At 32.2% G+C, this 21,436-nt stretch carries 15 protein-coding genes, 1 tRNA gene and 1 other RNA gene; 7 read left to right on the top strand and 10 right to left on the bottom strand.

Going from position 1 to position 21,436, the window contains the following annotated elements; translation table 11 throughout:
• The first annotated feature begins 231 nt into the window (after positions 1-231).
• Both mprF and J4T76_RS02935 read left to right on the top strand, forming a co-directional pair.
• Positions 232-2,832, top strand: coding sequence for a bifunctional lysylphosphatidylglycerol flippase/synthetase MprF (mprF, locus tag J4T76_RS02930; RefSeq protein WP_267354510.1), 2,601 nt, complete (start codon positions 232-234; stop codon positions 2,830-2,832).
• A 4-nt stretch (positions 2,833-2,836) separates the two neighbouring features.
• Positions 2,837-4,117 (top strand): virulence factor family protein, encoded by a 1,281-nt coding sequence (locus tag J4T76_RS02935; RefSeq protein WP_267356016.1) that lies wholly within the window; start codon positions 2,837-2,839, stop codon positions 4,115-4,117.
• Between the two features lie 58 nt (positions 4,118-4,175).
• Here J4T76_RS02935 and J4T76_RS02940 read toward each other — a convergent pair whose 3' ends face one another.
• The gene (locus J4T76_RS02940; RefSeq protein ID WP_267339635.1) at positions 4,176-5,072 is read right to left on the bottom strand and encodes a DMT family transporter; all 897 of its coding nucleotides are present in this window, start codon (positions 5,070-5,072) and stop codon (positions 4,176-4,178) included.
• 1,229 nt (positions 5,073-6,301) lie between these two features.
• On the opposite strand from J4T76_RS02940, the gene ssrA reads away from it, so the two are divergent.
• The 4 genes from ssrA (at position 6,302) to J4T76_RS02960 (ending at position 11,020) form a co-directional block, all read left to right on the top strand.
• Positions 6,302-6,666, top strand: a transfer-messenger RNA (tmRNA) gene (gene ssrA / locus J4T76_RS02945).
• Positions 6,667-6,785: 119 nt separating this feature from the next.
• Positions 6,786-6,971 carry a helix-turn-helix domain-containing protein gene (locus J4T76_RS02950; RefSeq protein WP_267356024.1) on the top strand — a complete coding sequence of 62 codons (186 nt, stop codon included), beginning with the start codon at positions 6,786-6,788 and terminating at the stop codon, positions 6,969-6,971.
• A 1,218-nt stretch (positions 6,972-8,189) separates the two neighbouring features.
• Positions 8,190-10,157: a hypothetical protein gene (locus J4T76_RS02955; RefSeq protein ID WP_267356015.1), complete on the top strand. Its 1,968-nt coding sequence runs from the start codon at positions 8,190-8,192 to the stop codon at positions 10,155-10,157.
• On the top strand, positions 10,145-11,020 hold the full coding sequence (locus tag J4T76_RS02960) for a hypothetical protein (protein ID WP_267356014.1): 876 nt from the start codon (positions 10,145-10,147) through the stop codon (positions 11,018-11,020). The genes J4T76_RS02955 and J4T76_RS02960 overlap by 13 nt, the downstream gene beginning before the upstream one ends.
• Positions 11,021-11,238: 218 nt before the next feature.
• Here the strand turns inward: J4T76_RS02960 and J4T76_RS02965 are convergent, their stop codons facing one another.
• The 5 genes from J4T76_RS02965 to J4T76_RS02985 all read right to left on the bottom strand — a co-directional run bounded on the left by J4T76_RS02965 (position 11,239) and on the right by J4T76_RS02985 (position 15,546).
• Positions 11,239-11,919, bottom strand: coding sequence for a hypothetical protein (locus J4T76_RS02965; RefSeq protein ID WP_267356012.1), 681 nt, complete (start codon positions 11,917-11,919; stop codon positions 11,239-11,241).
• 34 nt (positions 11,920-11,953) lie between these two features.
• Positions 11,954-12,862 carry a DUF5655 domain-containing protein gene (locus J4T76_RS02970; protein ID WP_267356010.1) on the bottom strand — a complete coding sequence of 303 codons (909 nt, stop codon included), beginning with the start codon at positions 12,860-12,862 and terminating at the stop codon, positions 11,954-11,956.
• A 585-nt stretch (positions 12,863-13,447) separates the two neighbouring features.
• Positions 13,448-14,185 (bottom strand): carbonic anhydrase, encoded by a 738-nt coding sequence (locus J4T76_RS02975; protein ID WP_267339646.1) that lies wholly within the window; start codon positions 14,183-14,185, stop codon positions 13,448-13,450.
• Between the two features lie 374 nt (positions 14,186-14,559).
• Positions 14,560-15,288 carry an outer membrane protein gene (locus J4T76_RS02980; protein WP_267339647.1) on the bottom strand — a complete coding sequence of 243 codons (729 nt, stop codon included), beginning with the start codon at positions 15,286-15,288 and terminating at the stop codon, positions 14,560-14,562.
• Positions 15,289-15,470: 182 nt separating this feature from the next.
• Positions 15,471-15,546, bottom strand: a tRNA-Asn gene (locus J4T76_RS02985).
• A 145-nt stretch (positions 15,547-15,691) separates the two neighbouring features.
• Here J4T76_RS02985 and J4T76_RS02990 point away from each other — a divergent pair.
• Complete coding sequence (locus J4T76_RS02990; protein WP_267345137.1) at positions 15,692-16,267, top strand: TIGR00730 family Rossman fold protein; 576 nt, start codon at positions 15,692-15,694, stop codon at positions 16,265-16,267.
• Positions 16,268-16,321: 54 nt separating this feature from the next.
• On the opposite strand, the gene fruA is transcribed toward J4T76_RS02990, so the two are convergent.
• The 4 genes from fruA to cra form a co-directional block, all read right to left on the bottom strand.
• On the bottom strand, positions 16,322-18,019 hold the full coding sequence (gene fruA, locus J4T76_RS02995; RefSeq protein ID WP_267345136.1) for a PTS fructose transporter subunit IIBC: 1,698 nt from the start codon (positions 18,017-18,019) through the stop codon (positions 16,322-16,324).
• An 8-nt stretch (positions 18,020-18,027) separates the two neighbouring features.
• A complete protein-coding gene (gene fruK, locus J4T76_RS03000; protein ID WP_267339651.1) occupies positions 18,028-18,963 on the bottom strand; it encodes a 1-phosphofructokinase in 936 nt (311 codons plus the stop codon).
• A gap of 2 nt (positions 18,964-18,965) precedes the next feature.
• Complete coding sequence (fruB, locus tag J4T76_RS03005) at positions 18,966-20,162, bottom strand: fused PTS fructose transporter subunit IIA/HPr protein (RefSeq protein WP_267339653.1); 1,197 nt, start codon at positions 20,160-20,162, stop codon at positions 18,966-18,968.
• A gap of 173 nt (positions 20,163-20,335) precedes the next feature.
• On the bottom strand, positions 20,336-21,400 hold the full coding sequence (gene cra / locus J4T76_RS03010; protein ID WP_267339655.1) for a catabolite repressor/activator: 1,065 nt from the start codon (positions 21,398-21,400) through the stop codon (positions 20,336-20,338).
• Between the last annotated feature and the right edge of the window lie 36 nt (positions 21,401-21,436).

The raw sequence follows: 21,436 nt of genomic DNA on the forward strand, positions 1-21,436 counted from the left end.
ATGATTCAACGTTCTTAGATTTGTGTTTAACAATAAACATCAATTCGTTTCCATTCATTGATGTCATTCGTTTATTAAATACTCAATAAATAGACAAATATTGTAAAAAAATTCTAATGATTAATGGTTTTTTTAAATTTCCTTTAGTTTCTCACGATTGTTTTCATTAGTTTGCAACGGTAGAATGCGCCAATCTAAAACACCATTAAAGCAAGTATCGGAGTTGCTCACGTGAAAATATTAGCGCGTAAAGTTCTGCCTTGGCAATTGATAGAATACTTCACTCGCTATCGTCAAATCATAACGTTATTGTTTGGATTATCCATCTTTTTTATTGCACTTATTTTATGCTGGCATTTACTTAAAGATATTAATCTATGCGATTTAAAAAATGCTGTTGACAACCTTTCAACTATAGCCATTTTGCTTGCTTGTTTATCTGCTATTGGCAGCTATTTGATGCTTATTGGCTGCGAATGGTGTGCAACACGATATGCAGGTGTAAAATTGAAACCATCAGTGATAATGCTTGGTGGTATCTGTGCTTCGGCTATTGGTAATGCGATTGGTTTATCCGCTTTATCAGGCGGTGCGATTCGTTGCCGATTATATTTCAAACAAGGATTAACGACTATCGACGTAGCCAGAATGTCGATATTTGTTACATTGTCATTAGGGCTTATTCTGCCCCTACTGGCTACGATAGCTGCTTTAATAAATATTCAAAATACTATGTTAGCACTGCATTTATCCCAAAAAAATGTAGTGTTAATCTCATGTGGCATAATTTGCTTTTATGCTGGCATGTTGATCTTTTTATATTGCAATCGATTAGAAACAAAACCGAATAAAGATACCCAATTATTCCAATTATTTCACTGGTCAATACGTTTACCTAATTTGCGCCTTGCATCTCACCAATTTGTCATTACATTAATCGATACAGTTTTAGCTGGGACTATTCTCTACTTTTTAGTACCAGTTCAACCTCATTTTATTACCTTTATTATGATCTATATTCTGGCTTTAGTTGCTGGGGTATTGAGCCACATTCCTGGCGGTGTAGGTATTTTTGAAGCAGTGATGTTGGCTGCATTTTCATCCGAAATTGGCCCTGCTTCATTAACTGTTGCGTTAATTATTTATCGTATCATTTATATTTTAATACCACTTGTTATAGCTAGTTTTTTACTTTTAATAAATGAAAGTAAACATTTTTTTGCAATGCCAGAAGTTAAAGAAACTGAAACAGGTATTGCGGCTATTATTATGGCGGCAGCTGTTTTTTTTGCTGGTATGGTAATGATGTTTTCAAGCGTTCTTCCCGGATTTAATCACCACTTAGTCAGTACCTTTATTCCCAATAAAATCATTAATACGGCTCATTTAGTCGCCAGTTTAATCGGAGTTTTATGTGTATTACTGGCAGTGGGTGTACGCCGAAGACTTTATTCTGCTTGGGCGGCTTCGATCATTTTATTGTTTTTAGGTAGTATTTGCTCACTTTTACGGGGCTTGCATTGGATAGAAGCTAGCACGTTATTCACAATCGCGATGTTATTAATCCATTTCAGACATGCTTTTTATCGCAAAAGTCGATTAAATGTATTGCCTTTTCCTTTTAAATCCTTCGCTGTCTGCTTTTGTCTAATCGCTGTTCTTGTATGGTTAATATTATTTATCTATCAAGATGTACCTTATAGTCATTCATTATGGTGGCAATTTGAACTCGACACTCGTGTACCACGAGTATTAAGAGCAACTTTAGGCAGTTTTATTTTATTAATTTGTATTATGCTCTATTGGTTATTTCATCCAGCTTTGCCAATATTAAACAGTCCAAAACGCGAAGAGTTAACCAAGGCTCATCAAATTATTTTAAATTCAGCTCAGCCAGAAGGTGGACTTGCCATGACTGGCGATAAATCACTGTTATTTAATGAATCACACACTGCTTTTATTATGTATGCCAAACGTGGCAGAAGCATGGTCGCACTGTATGATCCAATTGGTGATAACACGGATCGAGCGGATTTAATTTGGGATTTCAGAGATTTATGCGATGCCCACCATCTTCGTCCTGTATTTTATCAAGTTAAAGCCACTAATTTACCTTTTTATATGGATATTGGTTTGCGAACAATAAAATTAGGTGAAGAAGCTTTGGTGAATTTAGAAAAGTTTGATCTTTCATCTAAAGGATATAAAGATCTTCGTTATACATGGAACAGATGCCAACGCGATGGGCTTAGTCTTGAATTTTATGCACCAGGTTCGGCTCCACTTGATGAGTTAAAAGTTGTATCCGATTCATGGTTAAAAAGCAAACATTCTAGAGAGAAACAATTTTCACTGGGATCTTTTTCAAAGTCATATTTAGATAATTTCACTATTGCTGCTATCAAATTTGAAGGTCGTATTATTGCTTTTGTAAATTTACTTGAAACAAATCAACATTACTCAGCTAGCATCGATCTAATGCGATTTGCTGAAAATATTCCTAAACTCACCATGGAATTTTTAATGATTGGTTTAATTCTGCACTATAAAGAAAAAGGATTTGAATATTTTAGTTTAGGTATGGTACCTCTATCAGGCATGCAAAGAAGACGCGGAGCCCCATTAATTCAAAGGTTTGGTGCATTAGTATTCAGGCGTGGGGGTCGATTTTATAATTTTCAGGGATTACGTCGTTTTAAAGACAAATTTGCAACTCATTGGGAGCCGCGTTATATGGCAGTTCCTGCTGGACTTGATCCATTTGTTGCTTTAATCGATACCACTATGCTGATCTCAGGTGGATTAACTGGCTTAAAAAAGAAAAAGAGCTGATTTTATGAAAAAATTTATTCGCTATTTTTTGTTATTCATTGTCATATTACTAATTATTTTGTTTGTATTTACTAGCTGGCATTATATAAAAAATCGCGGCAATGCAACTGTGAAAACCGTGGCTGTAAACAATGATTTTTCAGTAGTATTAGCTAACCCAAAAAATTCAGTAGAAGCAGCCGCGATGATTGTTGCCACTCAAAAAGATCATTTTACTGAAAAACAATTATTGGATTTATCTCAAAAAATGGGTGCTCGGTTGGTTCAATTTGAATTGAAACCTCAGGCAAGTTGTGCAGAACAACAAAATCGTTTTAATCAAGCATTAAAAATTTTAAACGAGCCTGAATTTGTGGTTGCGGGTATGGAAGAAGGCGCGGCTTTTGCTTACCGTTGGCTGGCTAAACAACAAAATGATGATGCTAAAGCGTTATCAATAGAGTTCACTTTGGATAATCAAGATTGTGAAGCACCCTTACCTGCTCAAGCAACACGAGGAACATGGCAAGTAATTTGGAACAACCCGCCTGATGAACAAGTGGCAATTTTTCCTCGCCAACAAAAACAAATTAAAGTAACGACTGAAATTGGCGAATATCAAGCATCACCAACCGAACTTTTAAGTTCACATTTATCATCCATTTTATTTGGTGAATATAAACCACTGCCAGTTATAGAATTACCGGCTAAAAACAAACAACAACATCCTAATACCGTTACATTTTATTATTCAGGTGATGGTGGATGGCGAGATTTAGATAAAGTTTCAGCAGAATATATGGCTTCACATGGTTATTCCGTTGTTGGCGTTGATGCACTAAAGCTATTTTGGCAACATCGTTCAGTTGAACGTAGTGCTAAAGATTTAACTTATTTAATGCAACAATATCGAGAAAAGTGGGGAACGACTAAGTTTATACTAGCCGGCTATTCATTCGGTGGTGATATCTTACCTGCACTATACAATCGTTTATCTAAGGAAGATCAACATAGTATTCAAGCTTTAATCATGATAGCTTTTTCAAAAGACGCTAATTTCGAAATAGAAGTTAGTGGTTGGCTTGGTCAATCTGGTGATGAAATGAAAACTGCTCCTGAAGTGAATCAGATTCCAGCAAATAAATTATTTTGCATCTATGGAGAAGAAGAAAAAGAGGATACTGGTTGCTTACAACCAGAGATGAAAGGTGAAGTTTACCAATTACCTGGTGGTCATCATTTCGATGAAAATTATGAACATTTAGGGCAAATTATTATGCAAGCAATTGACAAACGAATTCTATAAGTAAATAAAGTTAGATGAGTTCATTAAAATTAACCAATTAATAATAAATTTCAAAACATCAATGCTTTTTGAGTTTTATTTTACCTTCTGACAAGAATACACCGAAAAGTGTTAGTACTGTGCCGAATGCTGCAATCCAAGTAAAAGGTTCATTTAAAATAAGAATGGCAGCAATTACAGTAAGTATGGGAACTAAATATAAATAAACGCTAATTTTTACAGCCCCCACTAATTTCACTGCATAATTCCATGAGGCAAAACATATAGCTGAAGCTCCTACCCCTAAAAATAGAATATTGAATAAATTAACTGGGTTAGTGAAACGCATTAAATCCCATTGAAAATCAGAAAAAGACAGTGCAGGAAACATCATTATCAAACCATAAAAGAAGAAGCGCCGAGTCAATAAAATCGTATTGTAACCGTAATTACTGCATTTCTTGGTTAAAATTGAATAACATGCCCAAAACAGACAAGCTAACATCGCAAGAATATCGCCGATTGGATTAAGGGAAAGCACAAATTTACCATTAAAGCTAATTAACCCTACTCCAATAATGGCAAACAAGCAACCTATATAAAAACGCTTAGGGGGTGTTTCGATTTTTAAAAAAAATAGAGATAATATAGCAGTAAAAATGGGGGATAAAGTGGTTATGATTCCCACATTAGATGCCGTGGTATAAGTTAGTGCGATATTTTCACACAAAAAATAGCAAGTCACCCCACATAATCCCGCACATAAAAACATAACTTCTCGCTTAAAACCTTGCCAAATAAAAAAGTGAGGTTGTAAGATCCATAAAGTAATGTAACCAAGCCCAAAGCGAAAAAATGAAATTTCAATTGGTTTAAAATCGACTAATAATACTTTAGTTGCAATAAATGTGCTTCCCCAAAAAAATACGGTCATTAATGCAACTAAATTTCCTTGTACCCTTTTTGACAATAACATAATAACTTTATCTGCTTACTAAAATGAAATGCGACTAATATAAATTATAATATATTATTCATACATCATTTTAATTAAAATGATTAGTAAGACTTGATAACGAAAAAAAAGGCTACTATTTTAACTAATTGCAGTACTTGCTTTCTATTGATCAAAATACAATTTGTTTTTAGTTTATAAAATAATTTATGATAAGGTGTGGTTGATAATCACTGTATCTAAAACTGAATCATTTATCTAAGCAAGATAATTTAGGATAAAAAAAATCCACTCGAATATTCGAGTGGAGGGCAAAAAATGAAAAAACGTAATCTGCTTATATAGACATGCTAAATCATAAAAAGTTCAATTTAAATTCATATATTTTTCCTATTTTCGTAAAATAAAATATAACATAATAATTAATAACAATTTATTATTTTAATTTTTTTAATAAAGTTAACGTTTGATTATTCATCCTTGCATTTTTTACTTATTTTCAATTTGCTACTGAATACTTAACGACTCATGTTATTGAGCTAAATATTCAAATTAATTGAACTGCCTTTAATTATGATCAATTTACCTTTAATCATCTAATGACAAAATAGTATGTTTCTTTTAATAAAAACTTTTTATAGCGAGGTATTTTCGTTTTTACTTCGATACAAAGTTATCGGTGAATGAGTGATGCTTTGATAAGATTAATTGTCAATCATGGCATACTATATATAAACTGTTTTATGTGCAATTTACGCAATTAATCGGTTTGAAATTAAAAACAGCATATGTTGTAAAAGTGATTTTGCACGATTTAACCCAACGATTTCCAATCGGTGTTTCATTAAAATCTTCTTAGTAATATATGTCACTTGGTTTTGACCATCTGTTGATTGTTAGTTTCCTAGTACTCATCAATGGTAAGGGTGTTTATTATAAAAAATATCCATTAGCCACTAATCAATTAATCACTTTAATCAATAGAACTTTTGCTTTACCGTTCTTTGTTGTATTAATATGTTCAATATTCTAAAAATCATGAGCCGATTAACATTTCTCTTTGTCGGTATCGCAACAATTATTAGGCAACATCATCATGACGGTTATATTGCACATTGATAATGTTGTGGCTTTGAAAGGCGCAAAACAACAGGAACTGGATTAATCACAAGGTAAGGTAAGTTAACTTGTATTACAACTTGAATTCACCTATAATGCCCCGATATTGTTTACATTAACAATTCACAATTGGGGCTGATTCTGGATTCGACGGGATTTGCGAAACCCAAGGTGCATGCCGAGGTGCGGTAGGCCTCGTAAATAAACCGCAAAAAAATAGTCGCAAACGACGAAAACTACGCACTAGCAGCTTAATAACCTGCATAGAGCCTTCTCTCCCTAGCCTCCGCTCGTAGGACGGGGATAAAGAGGAGTCAAACCCAAACGAGATCGTGTGGAAGCCTTGCTTGGGGCGGAAGCATTAAACTTAATCAAGCTAGTCTATCGGTAGCGTGTTTGTCCGCAGCAGGTAGGCGAAATTTAAAGACAAACTACGCATGTAGTACCAAGGATGTAGAGATTTCGGACGCGGGTTCAACTCCCGCCAGCTCCACCAACTATCTTCTGTCATATTTTTAAATAGCAAATACATTGAATATAAATAAAAGATTTAAAGTTTTCTTTACTATCATTAATCCCCATTAAGGTCTATTAATCGCAGATAACAATAAAGGAATAACGCTATCTGCGTTATTTAGACAATCTGGCTATGCACCTTCAACGCTTTCTAACGCACTTGTACGGCCATGGACAAAAGGCGAAATGATTATTGCTAATGCTTTAGGTGTAGAGGCTAAACGGATTTGGCCATCTCGTTATAGAAAGAAAATTCGGGTAATGCGAAGTAAAGAATGTGAATAGAAACCATATAATTCGTTTAGTCCCTAAATTTAAATTAGGTGAAAAATCGATTGCAACGATTTTAAGTTTAGTGAGCATAACGAGCAACAACATAAGTACAGCCGTCACTGTGGAATCAAGGACGGATTTGGATATCTACCAATGATCTTTAACATCATCCTAATTATAGAAACGGTATTTAGGTAAACCTGCTATCCTACTTTGATTCAATAATATTTTCATTAGGTTTGGTTGTTGATGTTGGTACATATAACCATTGAAAAGCCAATAAAACTGAGGTAGCTTGTTGTAGTAATTTAACCCATTCTACGGTATCCAAAATATTTATTGTAATTTCAATATGTTCTTGATTAGCTTCTTCATAAGGAAGTATTGCATTATCACAAATATTTAATATTTCGATAAATTCTTCATGTTCTACTGAAGATTGGGAATGTAATTCGTTCTTTAGGTTAATAAATAATTTTTTAAAAGCACAATGTTTATACTCGCCATTACCAAACTTTATGACATAACACGTTATGCCTAAGCAGATAATGCAAATATCCGAAGGAGATTACTTTATTTTAAACATCAACCTTATGTGATTGGCTGACAAGTTAACGCATCTACTTCTCATGAGAGACCTTGAATGCGCTGAACATTCAACCCTATGATTTGTTACAGATAATTTATTACTTCGTGTAATAAATAGAAATTGTTTTTAGTAATTGCATAAAGCGAAGTAAAAATCGATGATGTGAGGCATGATTTGTACAATTCCCTAAACCAAATTCACCAGTCTGCAAGTAAAGACTCGCTAATTACTGCCAATAAAAACCACTTACAACAAAGAAATACTTATGAGGTACAATATTAAAAAGTAGGGTTTATTAAATGCATAGCTTACGGAACGCACACGCACACGCACAAACACTATGCGAAACGCTCACTTAGAGAAAGTCACCGAAAGCGATAGGGTTATCAGAGAAAGAATTATTGCCTGAACAGCAGATCAAAGACAAATGTGATCAGCAGATAATTAGTCAGAAAATTGGACATGAGCAGATTAGCGTTTTTGGGTTTATTTGAGGCGATGATTTTAATAAAAATAAATATAATTTATTTGGTTATACACTAAACAGTTGATAATTTGTTCTGTATAATTACAAAAGTCAAATATAATAAGATTAATAATTTTAAGATGTTAATATGAAAATATTGGAGTAAAGCATAGCAATGGTTGAATTATCTTTTAATTTTGCTGAAATTAAATTAGTAACGAATGAGTTCTCTGTATATCGTACAGAATATGATAAAAAATTATTTGATGAATGCAGAAAAGATCCTAACAAAGATTTTTTTTATTATCGATATGGTGAACATATATATGCTTTCCCCCAAACTCCCTCTTTGACAAAGCCCATTGGATTTCAAAATGAAATTATTAAAATCAATGAAAATACTAGGATTTTTGCTAAATTTCTTAGTTTATTATTTAAGAGTTACTTTGAGTCTAAAGGACGAAAGATTTATTATTCGAAGTATTCATCCCTTTTTTATTTCAATATTCAACAAAAGTCCCCTGAATTAATTGGAGATTTAGAGCTTGTACCTAAATGTTTTTTTTCTGTAAATCCATTATTTACTAATTCTGGAAATATAGTTTTTATATTAACTATATCCAAAGAATTTAAACCTAAATTTAATTGTACGTTAGAAAAGTTGGAGGAAGAAAGAATTGATGTACAGGACTTTATAGTTAAAGAAGGATATATTCAGGCGAATAAATCAAATATAAAAAAATATTTAGAACGAACAGGATTACAGAAAAGTTATAATTCAAAATATGAGCATGTATCTAGGAAAGAAGAAGAATATAATTTTATTTGTTCGACTTTTAATTATCTAACAAAAGATTTGAGCCATATTGATAATGGTTTTAATCTTATAAAAACAATTGAACATCTACATATTTCTAATAGTAATTTCAGACAAATTATAATAGATAAACCAACTCTATATTATTATAACAATAGTACTACAAAAATGTACTTACATGAAGCCTTGAAAAATTATAAACCATTAAGTTTTGATAATTTTTATGATAAAAAAATAAAAATTTGTGCATTTATTCCAACGGTTGAGGCAGAACAATGCCAAAAATTCATTAATAAAATACATTCAAATCTAACTCAATATTTTCATATAGAAGATATAGAACTCACTAATTTTTTAGTAGAAAATGATAGAAATCAACATTTAGATATTATCTCTAAATTTAAAAATAAAGAGTATGAATTAGCTTTACTCTTTCTAAAAAGTGAAGATAAAAACCAAAGTAAAGCTCACTCTGATTATAACAAATTAAAATCTAAATTAATTAGTAAACAAATACCATCTCAAAACGTATTAGTTGAAAACGTACAGAATAGCAATGAGTATACACTAAGAAATTTTGCTTTAAACTTATATGCAAAATTAGGTGGAACAGCATGGTCTATAGAAAAAAAAACTATTGCAAATAATGAATTTATAATTGGAGTAGGTTCAACTATTGACGAGAAAGGTAATAGAAATATCGGATTTGCTAATATATTTGATCATTCTGGCTCCTATATTGTTGGTAATTGTACACCCTTATGTGAAGTTAAAGACTATACTGAAAATTTGAAAACACACTTATCTTCAATAATTAGTAATACAATTATTAATGATAAAAATCTTTCAAAAGGGGATAAAATAAGATTAATATTCCATTTATTTAAGCCAGCTAGTGAAAAATATGAGTTATTTGCAATTAATGAATGTATCAAAAAATATATAGATTATGATATTGAATTTGCAATTATAAATGTGAGCTATGCTCACCCATTTAAATTATTCAAAAATATTAATGAACAGCTTGAAAGGGGAAGATTAATAAGTTTAACTCCCTATCAAGCCTTATTAAGTATGGGAGGAACTGGTCGAGTGCCTTTACAAATAAGATTGGATAAACGCTCTACATATAAGGATTTATTAAAATTAAGTGAACAAGTTTTATTTTTTTCGCACCTTTCTCATCGTTCATTTATGCCGTCAAATAAGCCTGTTACAATAACGTATCCTCAAATTTTAGCAAAACTAACTAATGATTTACTTTCTATTCCTCATTGGGATCCTGATATGTTATATGGTATGGAGGATAAACTTTGGTTTATTTAGATGAGTTGGAAATAAAACTCATAAGTAAGGCATCAAATAGAGAAATAGCGATCTATAAAAGTTCTTGTTCTGAAAAGTACTACTTTGAATATAACCCAAATGATATCGAGAGTATTATTTGTTCAGCTGCATGTTCGGATCCTCAGTCAGGATTAAGTACATTAACTTTGCTTAGAAATCAAAAGCCACCAAAAGGATTATACTATTTTAATAACTTAACATTACTTTTGGCTGCAGCTAAAATTGACTTACATGGTGAATTAAAAAATATAAATAATTATATTAAATCTCATACATTTAAAGGTAAGTATATTTTATCTAAATTGTTAAAGGAAAATTTTGATGCAGTAAGCAAAGAAAGTACTAATTCTATTGATAGATTGGCAGAAAAACTATATGGCAATGAAACAATTGTTATTGATGATATTTCTTGTTGTTTAACTTCTATTTCAGATTTATATGACTTTATTATTTTAAAAGATGCAGTTGCTAAAATAATGACTCAAATTAGTTTAATAAACAACCTCGATACATACAAAAAAATAGTCAGTATTAATAAGGGTATGGTTACGAGGATAAATTGTATATATACAATAATAATTATTATTGCTTTATTAAGTGTAGCTCCCTTTATTACTTATAATCTTTATTGTAACTCGGAATTTTTTACGGCATTACAATCTACATATCAAATAATTATTACTATATTATCATTTTTATTAGAAAGTCTATTTTATTTTGGAATAAAAAAGATTAGAGATTTTATAAAAAATAAAATACTATCTTTGCTTTATAAAATAATAAAAATAGACTACTCTGAATTTAGTGAACTATTAAATAAAGTAAATAACATAAAAAAGTAGATACTATATCACATTGATTTATTAATAATTATTGATCGCTATGCCCACCTCCAACATGGGCATAGATAGAATGGCTAAGAAAACAGGATTGAAAATTTTAAAACTTAATTAAAATCATTTAATTGAACCTAAGTATTCCACTTACAACCCATAAAGATCTCTTTTAATAAGTTAAATGAATATCAATAAAAACTGTTATTTATCTTTTATAGTTGAATTTAATTCTTTATTTCTATGGTATTAAAAACGGGTGGAATCGTTAATTTAATTGAATAACATTCAGCACTGTTTTTTTTGATATAAACAATATCGTTACGTTTCTTACCACAGTCAGAAATATGAAAAGCATCAGCGATAATATAATAATCCCTCAATTCATCGGCAACATAAGATAATGGAAAAATTATACTAAACATTCCTATTATCACAAATGGTGCAAAGCAAAACTCAATTGATTGTGTCTTTTTTCTATGCCTTGTAGTGTAAAAATTAAGAAATCCCCACCATGAAGATTTTATTTGATAAGGAATAAAATAGAATAGAAAAATTAAGATGACACCAATGCACAATGCAACTAACGTAGCATATATACTAACAGAGTAATTTAAATACTCAGGGTTGATGTCATAAATATAACTTAATGACTTCTCGGCATAAATGCGAGCAAAAAAATATAAAACACCAAAACTAAGCAAAAGTTTCCACCATTTATTTATACGAGATAATAATTGTTGATAATGAGTAACAACATAAATAATAGTGGGAATATAAAAGATAATTCCAGCAATAATATAATATTGATTTGCTATTAGATAAAGTACTACAAAACACCAAAATAAGTTTAGTGATATGCTCAAGAACCTATTTCTATTTAAATAATCACTTATTTTGTTCCACATACTATTTATTATTCCTCATATAGAGCGTAGTTTCTTACAACACCTGCTTTACCAAACTCATAATATATTCTAAATTCTTAGTATCAGTTACCGTCAACTCATAATCCCCATTTCCCCAATGACCAACATTCGAAACGTCTTTAGTGAGTTTTTTGGGATCATCAAGTTCATCTTTTTTGGCGTTAATCCATATCTTTAACGATTTACTTTGAATATGAATATCAACAATATTATTTTTACCCTGTTTAAAAGCAATATAAAATTTTTTAGGTGAGATTTCTAGATCTGTCGATAATGCTAAAATAGCATTCTTAAAGCTTTCATAAAGCTCTAGAACGTCATCTGATTTATCCTCTAAATGGTAGTCTTCATCATATACAACTAACTCTTTGGTTACTTTATCTAATGCCGAATCTTTAGTATGTTGTACTTGTTTAATACTTGGTGCCGACTTAGAACGTTTGATAGGGTTAATCGAAATTAAGTCATTATCAAACCGTTTAATTTCCCATAGTTCTATGGCTAAATCTTTGAAGTTAGTCGATTGTTTTTGATAATCAGTAAATGCAGGGGAAACAAAAATAATTTTACTTTGCGACCAATCAATTTGATGACGTTTTAAATTCGCTTGGCAAGATTCATTATACTCGACAATAAAATCAGCCTGATAATCCAGCATAAGATTTAAGTAGGTCACGCCCTGATCAATAACACTAAAATTACGTTCACGTTTATATTCAATAATGACAAACGCATTTGCTTCGGTATCATAAGCTAGGGTATCAATGCGGTAATCTTTAATTTTGAATTCAGATTTTACAAAAGTTAAATTACCAATAATATCTAAATTATGTTCAAATAATGACTGGATCTCTTTTTCTAGTTTGAATGGTTTTTCTTTTAAGATAGTCAATTTTTGACTTTTATTTGTAAAAATTTGCATCATTATTTCCTAATCAATCTCATCATTTTTTATAGAATAAACGATTTCGTGTTTTTTTTCATTGTGTATAAAAATAAAGATATTACGAATATTAACCTAATCAGCACTTAAATTGGTCTACAAAAAATTAAACTATTTTTATTCAATTAATCAATTTATTATAAAAGGATTCAACTCCCGTCTGGGTCGAAGTCTCAATTAATTTCAGTGATTCATTAAAATTAGTAGATAAATTATATTGTTCGTAGACTAATTGTTAATCATGCCAAAACTAAATTTACTTATGGCATGACGAATATTGATAATGCTAGGGTATATTTCAATTTCGCATTTGAATTATCAGGTAACACATGGTCTAAAGCGTTTTCAACTAAGCAAAATGATAGCGGCGTAAAAAATGCAAATAGGACTGATGTGGTAGAATGTGATTCGACTTTAGATGTTGCGTGATAAGTTGCAAAGCATTTATAAGTAATTTCTTATTTCAAATTTCAATTATAAAAAAATTAAAAATTTTTTTATAATTGAAACACAATTTGTTAGAATAGGCTCTATCTAAATACATTCGATATAGCCATTTGGACATTAATCAACAATTACCCTTCCATTCAATGGTTGAACTGGTCGGTTGTTGTCATGATGCATGATTGAATGGAATTTTTGAATTTGTTCATCTGAAGCAGTAACTGATTTTTCAAATACAATCCATCTTACACCTTCTGTACAAGGTGGAGTGGTAAGTGATCCACTAAAGCGATAATAATCCAATTTTTTAGGAAATAATTTTTTAATATCAATTGTTCTATCTAAAATAGTTTTATTGCCTGATTCTGTTGGCATTTGTTGCCATGCTTTTGCTATTTCTTGATTCTCCTTACCATAATCAAACATTAATGCCACTACGGTAAGCTCTCCATCTTTATTTTTGTAAACAAAGTGGGCTTCCATTGGATAATGTTTACCTTTAATGGTATTTTCACTTATTGTATGAAAATGGAATTGCTGTAATTTAAAAATTTGATCGTCCAACGTTAATTGATTATCTCCAGAAACACTAATCTCAATAGTATGTCCATTATTAATAATTTCTTGTTTACCAGCCTCAAAAGAAAACTTTAAATTTTCATGATGAGTTTTTAAAACATGGTCAATGTTAATAGGTGACTGATTTTTTCCGTTTTCACATGTAGAATATTCAATGGATAATTTACCCCAGTTTTCTGGTTTTTCTTGACCTTCATATCCCCAATGTGAAGTATCCTCTGCTGCCGTACAAGATAGACTAATTAACATTAGTGCTACAATTATTATGTTTTGTTTCATTTTAGATTTACATTAATAAATTAAAGGAAAACAAATTATACGTCACAAAAAATAACCTTACTACACGAGATTAACATTATTTTTTCTTTTTTTTATTATTTTTTTAATTGTAAGACGAAATAATTTTAATCAAAAAATTATCAATCTAGTCAGTCTGTTTTATAGTTTATGCTATAGATAACCTATCAATAATTAGGGGGTCTATAATGATGAAGATAGGATTATAAATCGAAAATTAAGAAGTAAAACTCTTCTAGGTTTGTTTGAAATAACACCCTATGATTAAAGATATAAATATTGAGTTGTTGTAGTCTAATTTGCATTTAGTGAGAAAATAAAAAAGGGCAAATGCCCTTTACCGTTAAAATATAATATTAGAAGGTGTAACGAATACCTGCTAAGAAATCCATCGAACTTAATTTAGCGCTCGCTTTTACATTAACACCCTCAATATTGGTTTTTATAGAAGTTTTACCAGCATTAACATAACGTGCGGTAAAATCAATATCGACATTTTCGTCAATGTTATATGTTACGCCAGCAGCTACATTCCAAGCAAATTTTGTTTTAGTATCTGATATGCCAACTGAAGCTGATTCTTCAGTAAATTCACTTTTATAATATCCTGAGTATTTCTGATCCAACTTAGTGAAAGCAATACCTAGTCCAGCTCCAACAAAAGGAGTAATGGAATAATTAGTTTCAATATCATAGTATGCATTTACCATCAAAGTATTCATGCGAACTTTGTGTTTATCGCTAGTTTGAAGATAATCGTCTTCCAAATCTACATCACTATAAGCGTGACGGTATTTTTTATCTGAATTACCGCGTATTGTAAAAGATAGCTCAGTACGAAGGGGAAGTTCATAATCATATTTGAAGTTATAACCAATATTTAACGCCCCTGCGATTTTACCGTTTTTGAAAGATCCAATTTTAACCGTTTCGGACTCATCGAAATAAGACAATGTATCTTTAATGCTGTTAGCCTTCAAAATACTCGCACCTAATTGACCCCCTAGATATATTCCTATCGTTTCAGTTTGAGCAAACGCTGGGAAACAGGCGATAGTTGCCAGAGTAATAAGTGTTTTTTTCATATTTTATTTTCCTTTCCTTTTAAATTACTTTTTTGTCATTTAATTAACGTGGCAAGTTTAAACGAGCAAATAAGATAAAGCAATAAAAAATAAGAAATTTATAAAAGCTGAAGGTAACAACTAATTATTTATATAAGATATACGATAGAGGAATGATAAAAATAAAGGGAGTGGGTTAAAATTGGCTCCTCCAACAGGACTTGAACCTGTGACATACGGATTAACAGTCCGCCGTTCTACCGACTGAACTATGGAGGAACACTCGGGGTAAGATAGTAACGATCTATAATGATTATGTCAATGTGAAAAACAATATTTAAATTTAATTGCTCAGCTTGTAATCAAATCTCTTAATGGCATGCTAAAATAGATAAAATTATATGGTCAAGGTAAATAAATAGTTATGAAAAAAAATATTTGTGTGTTTTGTGGTGCAAGTGAAGGTAATCGCGCAGAATATCGTGTAGCGGCAGAACAATTAGGGGTATTAATTGCAAACCAAAATAGACGATTAATTTATGGTGGTGGAAATAAAGGTTTAATGGCTGTTATCGCCAATTCAGTTTTAGCTCATGGAGGCGAAGTTATTGGAATTATTCCAGAGCGACTAGTCAAAGCAGAAACAGCACACCATAACATTACTCGTTTAGAAGTTGTTGAAAATATGCATCAACGTAAAGCACGTCTTTGTGAATTAGCCGATGGATTTATCGCTATGCCAGGAGGAACTGGTACTTTAGAAGAGGTTTTTGAAGTTTGGACTGGTATGCAAATTGGTTATCATGAAAAACCAGTTTCATTGTATAATCCAGCCAAATTTTGGGAGCCTATGATGAATTTTTTACAGCATGCTGTCGATGAAGGTTTTATTAGAGAAAGTTTTTATAAAACTTTAATTGTGTCTAATGATCCACAATCTATTCTACAAAAAATGGACGATTTTACTGCTAAAGATTTACAACGTTGGGTAAAAAAATAATTCAAAAAATAAAAAATGCCATCAATTGATGGCATTTTAGTATAAATAAATAATTTAAGCAGAAGCCGTTTCTGTGCTTGATTCAGGTTGTTTAAATACCGCATAGGCAACACCAGAAACAAGAGAACCAATTAAAATTGATAGTAAATAACCGCCAACAGGCTTCACTACTCCAGGGATAGCTAAAGCGAATAATCCACCATGTGGTGTCATAAGCTGTGAACCAAATGCTAACGCTAAACCGCCTGTAATTGCCCCACCAATAATACAGCAAGGAATCACTCGTAATGGATCACGTGCCGCAAATGGAATCGCTCCTTCAGAAATAAAGCATAAACCAAGTACTAATGAAGCTTTACCACTTTCTTGTTCAGCTTTAGCAAATTTTTTACGAGCAATTAATGTAGCAATACCCATAGCCAAAGGAGGAACCATGCCACCTGCCATAACCGCCGCCATTGGTGCGTATACTTGAGCTGAAATTAAACCTGTACCAAACGCATAAGCAACTTTATTAATTGGTCCACCCATATCAGTACACATCATACCGCCTAAAAGTGCACCTAACAAAACAGCATTGGCGGTTCCCATTGATTTCAACCACCCAGTTAAGGCTTCCATTAACCATGCGATCGGCGTACCAACTATAAACTGCATGACTAAACCTGTAGCTAATGTAGCAAGTAAAGGTACAATAAGAATTGGTTTTAATGCTTCAAGTGTTTTCGGTAATGGTAAATACTTTGAGATTAACATTGCTAAGTAACCAGCAAAATAACCTATGATAATACCACCTAAGAATCCAGCACCCGTAGAGACAGCCAGCAAACCACCTACAAGTCCAGGAGCTAAGCCAGGTCTATCAGCAATAGAATAAGCAATATAACCAGCAAGTAAAGGTACCATAAGTGAGAATGCAAGCCCACCAATTTGTGCTAAATGAGATTCACCAACCAGTTTTTGTACACCATCAACCATTTCAAATGAACCAAAAGCAAACGATAAAGCGATGATTAATCCACCCGCAACAACCATTGGTAACATATAAGAGACGCCTGTTAATAGATGCTGATAGATGCCTTTCTTCTCATTACTCGATTTTGTTGTTGAAGCAGAACGTGTTGGTTGATAGATTGTCGCTTCTTCAAATGCTCTATCTAATTCTTGTGCAGTTTTTTTCAGTGCAGGACCGGTTTTAGTTCGATACATCTTTTTACCTGCAAACTTGCTTAAATCGACTTCTATATCACATGCTACAATCACAACATCAGCTGAAGCCACCTCTTCTGGTGTTAATTCATTGCCAACACCAACTGAGCCACGTGTTTCAACTTTACACCACCAACCACGTTTTTTTGCTTCTTCTTCAATCGCTTCGGCTGCCATGAAAGTATGCGCAACACCTGTTGGACAAGCAGTTACCGCAACAATACGTTTTACACCACTTCCCGATACTGAACTTGTGTCACTATGTTTAGATTGTGCGAAAATAGCAGCTTTACTTTGTGCATCTTTGAGTATTTGTTTAGGATTGGCAAAAATATCATTGAGATCACTAACTACATAAACTTTTTTTCCGATCACGGTTTTATCACTGACATCACCTGATCCGATAGCAACAGTTACCTCTGCTGATGCCACACTATCGACGATATTAAAATTTAATGAATTAGCAGCTAAAACCAATTCAGCTTTAGCTAAACGTCCATTAACAGGGCCTGCATTATTCCCCTCTATTATGTAAATATTCATGAATACTCCTATCCAGCAATTATTTCAATTTTATCCAACATATTGGTTACAGCCTGACGATCAGCAATACCAACTCCGGCTTGTCCAACAGATAACGCAGCAACACTTGAGGCGAAAACTAAGGTGTCTTTAATTGATTGACTGGTCATAAGTCCATACATTAATCCACCAACCATTGAATCACCAGCACCAACGGTACTTACTACCTGACATTTTGGTGGTTTTGCTAACCATGCTTCATGTTTAGTTACCCACAAAGCACCTTTGCTACCAAGTGAAATGACAACGTTTTCTATGCCATCATTGATAAGTTCCATAGCAGCAGCTTTTATTTCAGCTAACGTCGACAACTTGCGTCCTACAAACATTTCAAGCTCTTTGTCATTAGGTTTTATTAACCACGGTTTAGCTTTCAATCCTGCAACTAACGCATCACGGCTACTATCAAAGACCACTTTAGGACAAATTGCTTTCACTTGTTTCATCCATTCTGTGAACTTTTCCAGAGACACTCCGGCAGGCAAACTACCACTAATTGCAATCATATCAAAATTTTTTAACCATTCGAGAGAATCGGTAACAAAACTTTGCCAATCTTGCTCTGTTATAGTAAAACCAGAAAAGTTTAAATCAGTAACTTCACTATTTTCCTCAGTCAATTTAACATTAATGCGGGTACGACCCGCTATAGATTGAAATTTATCCTCAACATTAAGTGAATTAAATAGTAAATTAAAACCATCACGATTTTCTTTACCTAAAAATCCACCCAAAGTTAATTTAATACCAAGATCAGATAATACTTTAGCAACATTGATGCCTTTGCCAGCAGCAAGTAATGCATTAGTTTGAACTAAATTAACATCGCCAAGTTCTACTTTTGGACAAAAACCTAATAGATCATAAGCAGGATTTAAAGTGATAGTTGCAACACGATAAGTCATGATTAAATACCCTCACCTAAACCACTCTCAATAGCTTTTCCAATCGCATCTAGTGCTTGAACAGCATCATCACCTACTGCTGTGAATAGTAATCGACTGCCTTTTTTAGCGCCAAGAGCAACAATTTTCATTAAGCTTGTCGCACTAACAGGTTCAGCTTTACCATCAAGGTTTGCAACAGTAACTTTACTTTTAAATTCTTTCACTAATTTAACTAATACCGATGATGGGCGAGTGTGCAAGCCATTTTCATTTGGAACAATAAATTCACGAGTTAATATTGGATTATTTGTATCTGAAGTTTGTTTTGCATTGGACGATTGAGTCTCAAGTTGATTTGATACCGCAGATTGATCATTAGATACAAGCAAATCAATAATTTTATCAATATCAGCTGACAGTAAAAGATCCAATTTTTGATTAAAGGCTAAAGAAGCTAAATTATTTACTACGTTATCAATAGCATCATTCATCATCGACATGGTAATCAACAATTTAACTGGTTTACCGTCTTCATTTAGATCGCTTATTGTACGACTAATTGCAATCGCATTTTTTAGGTTACCTTCTTTGCTATCATTGAACCAAACGCCGCTACCCAAATAGTTAGGTTTATTATCCAGTACATTAGTAATAAAATTAGCATTTACTGCACTTTGTTGTTTTAAACGTGAAGCGTTTAATGCTTGTAAAGTTCCTAAACTATCCGCAGGAATATCCAATAATAAAGAAGATTCAGTTATACTAAATTGGCTATCTTCTATGCTCGATTTTCCCGTTAAAATCGCAATTGCCTCATCTGCTGATTGAATATTTTTAATGCGTTCTTCAACACCATCAGCGCTAAGTACATGTGTTAATTGACGAAGTAATTCTAAATGCTCATCAGAACTTGCTGCAATACCAATGGCTAGATAAGCTTTTTCGCCATCATCACCCCATTCAACTCCGTTAGGAAAGCAAAAAACTTGCACACCGGTTTTTTTTACTAAATGACGAGTTTTAGTTGTACCATGTGGAATAGCAAGACCAATACCCAGATAAGTTGCTGCTTGAGCTTCGCGTTCGAGCATTCCATCTACGTATCCTTCCTCAACAAATCCTGCACTTGTTAAAGCAGCAGCTACTTTTTTTATCGCCTCAGTTTTGTTAGGGGCTTGTTCATTTAAATGGATATTTTCTTTAACTAAATGAAACATATAATAAATACCTCTGGGTTGCTATGTTAAATCATCTAACATAATTCATATTATTTACTTAAATAACTTAATTGAATCGTTTCAGCAATAATGACGAGAATTATATTAATTATCAAATAAATTATCTCTATTAATAGAAAATATGTGATCTGGATCTTCTTTTTGTATAAAATTTAACAAAAAATTTTGTTAAAATGATCCTTTTTCATTAAAGTTCGATCCCGACTTAAACTGCCACGGTAAATTAGTCGTCTAGGAATAACTGTGGTTCCTGGCTGATAATTCTCATTTTTCAAACAGTTTAATAACATTTTTATCGTCATTTTAGCAACTTCTTTATGATCTTGACAAAGTGATATAACTTTACAAGGTAAGAAATCCAATAATTCATTATCACCAAAAGTAGCAATAGTTAATGTTTCAGGTAAATGACCGAACTTTCTTAAGATTGCGTCAATAGTCCCTTGAAGCAAGGAAAAAGAGGTCGTAAAAATGCCATCAGGCAAATCATGATCTTCTAACCATTGACTAAAAGCGATATCAGCGTCGTGACGACTATAATTAGTTGCATATAAGAAATCAATTTTATTCTCATTATCATGATTACAATGATTAAGTCTAATATCATTAAATCCATCTAAACGAAGTTGACTAACCGATAGATTAGGTAAGGCTCCTAGATAAACCATAGAACCATGAACAACATCATTAAACGCTTGTGCTAAGGTTTTGGAGTCTTGTTTATCCGCACCAACTATATTTCTAAATTTAGTACTGGATAGAATTCTATCAAGAGCAAATAATGGAATTTTTGTATTTTGCCAATCGTCATAAAAAACATAATCTTTGGCGGAAACAAATGATGAGGAAATTACTAACGCATCAACTTGTCGTTGTTGAAGATGCTTAACGCACTCTTTTTCAATTTTGGGATCATCTTCTGAACATGAAAGTAATACTTGATAACCTTCTTTTCTTATTAACTGTTCTAAGTAATTAGCAATACGAGTATAACTGATGTTTTCTAAATCGGGAATAATAATGCCAATAGTATGAGTTTTACCCGCTCTAAGTCCGGCTGCAACCGCATTTGGCTGATAATCATGCTCTTTTACAACTGACATTACTTTTTCTATTGTCTGATCACTAACGCGATATTTCTTTGCTTTTCCATTAATAACGTAACTAGCCGTTGTTTTTGAAACGCCAGCTATTAGTGCAATTTCCTCTAATTTCATTATTATTATCTCGGCAAAAATATTGTCATTTATTTA

The sequence above is a fragment of the Gilliamella sp. B3022 genome (assembly GCF_028751545.1).
In the GTDB taxonomy this organism is placed as follows: Bacteria; Pseudomonadota; Gammaproteobacteria; order Enterobacterales; family Orbaceae; genus Gilliamella.

Excerpts from the sequence above, each read along its gene's own strand:
- J4T76_RS02935 (WP_267356016.1), top strand. The coding sequence starts at position 2,837 with ATGAAAAAATTTATTCGCTATTTTTTGTTATTCATTGTCATATTACTA.
- fruK (WP_267339651.1), bottom strand. The coding sequence starts at position 18,963 with ATGACTTATCGTGTTGCAACTATCACTTTAAATCCTGCTTATGATCTA.
- J4T76_RS02980 (WP_267339647.1), bottom strand. The coding sequence starts at position 15,288 with ATGAAAAAAACACTTATTACTCTGGCAACTATCGCCTGTTTCCCAGCG.
- J4T76_RS02970 (WP_267356010.1), bottom strand. The coding sequence starts at position 12,862 with ATGCAAATTTTTACAAATAAAAGTCAAAAATTGACTATCTTAAAAGAA.
- J4T76_RS02940 (WP_267339635.1), bottom strand. The coding sequence starts at position 5,072 with ATGTTATTGTCAAAAAGGGTACAAGGAAATTTAGTTGCATTAATGACC.
- J4T76_RS02955 (WP_267356015.1), top strand. The coding sequence starts at position 8,190 with ATGGTTGAATTATCTTTTAATTTTGCTGAAATTAAATTAGTAACGAAT.
- fruB (WP_267339653.1), bottom strand. The coding sequence starts at position 20,162 with ATGTTTCATTTAGTTAAAGAAAATATCCATTTAAATGAACAAGCCCCT.
- J4T76_RS02990 (WP_267345137.1), top strand. The coding sequence starts at position 15,692 with ATGAAAAAAAATATTTGTGTGTTTTGTGGTGCAAGTGAAGGTAATCGC.
- J4T76_RS02965 (WP_267356012.1), bottom strand. The coding sequence starts at position 11,919 with ATGTGGAACAAAATAAGTGATTATTTAAATAGAAATAGGTTCTTGAGC.
- J4T76_RS02975 (WP_267339646.1), bottom strand. The coding sequence starts at position 14,185 with ATGAAACAAAACATAATAATTGTAGCACTAATGTTAATTAGTCTATCT.
- fruA (WP_267345136.1), bottom strand. The coding sequence starts at position 18,019 with ATGAATATTTACATAATAGAGGGGAATAATGCAGGCCCTGTTAATGGA.
- cra (WP_267339655.1), bottom strand. The coding sequence starts at position 21,400 with ATGAAATTAGAGGAAATTGCACTAATAGCTGGCGTTTCAAAAACAACG.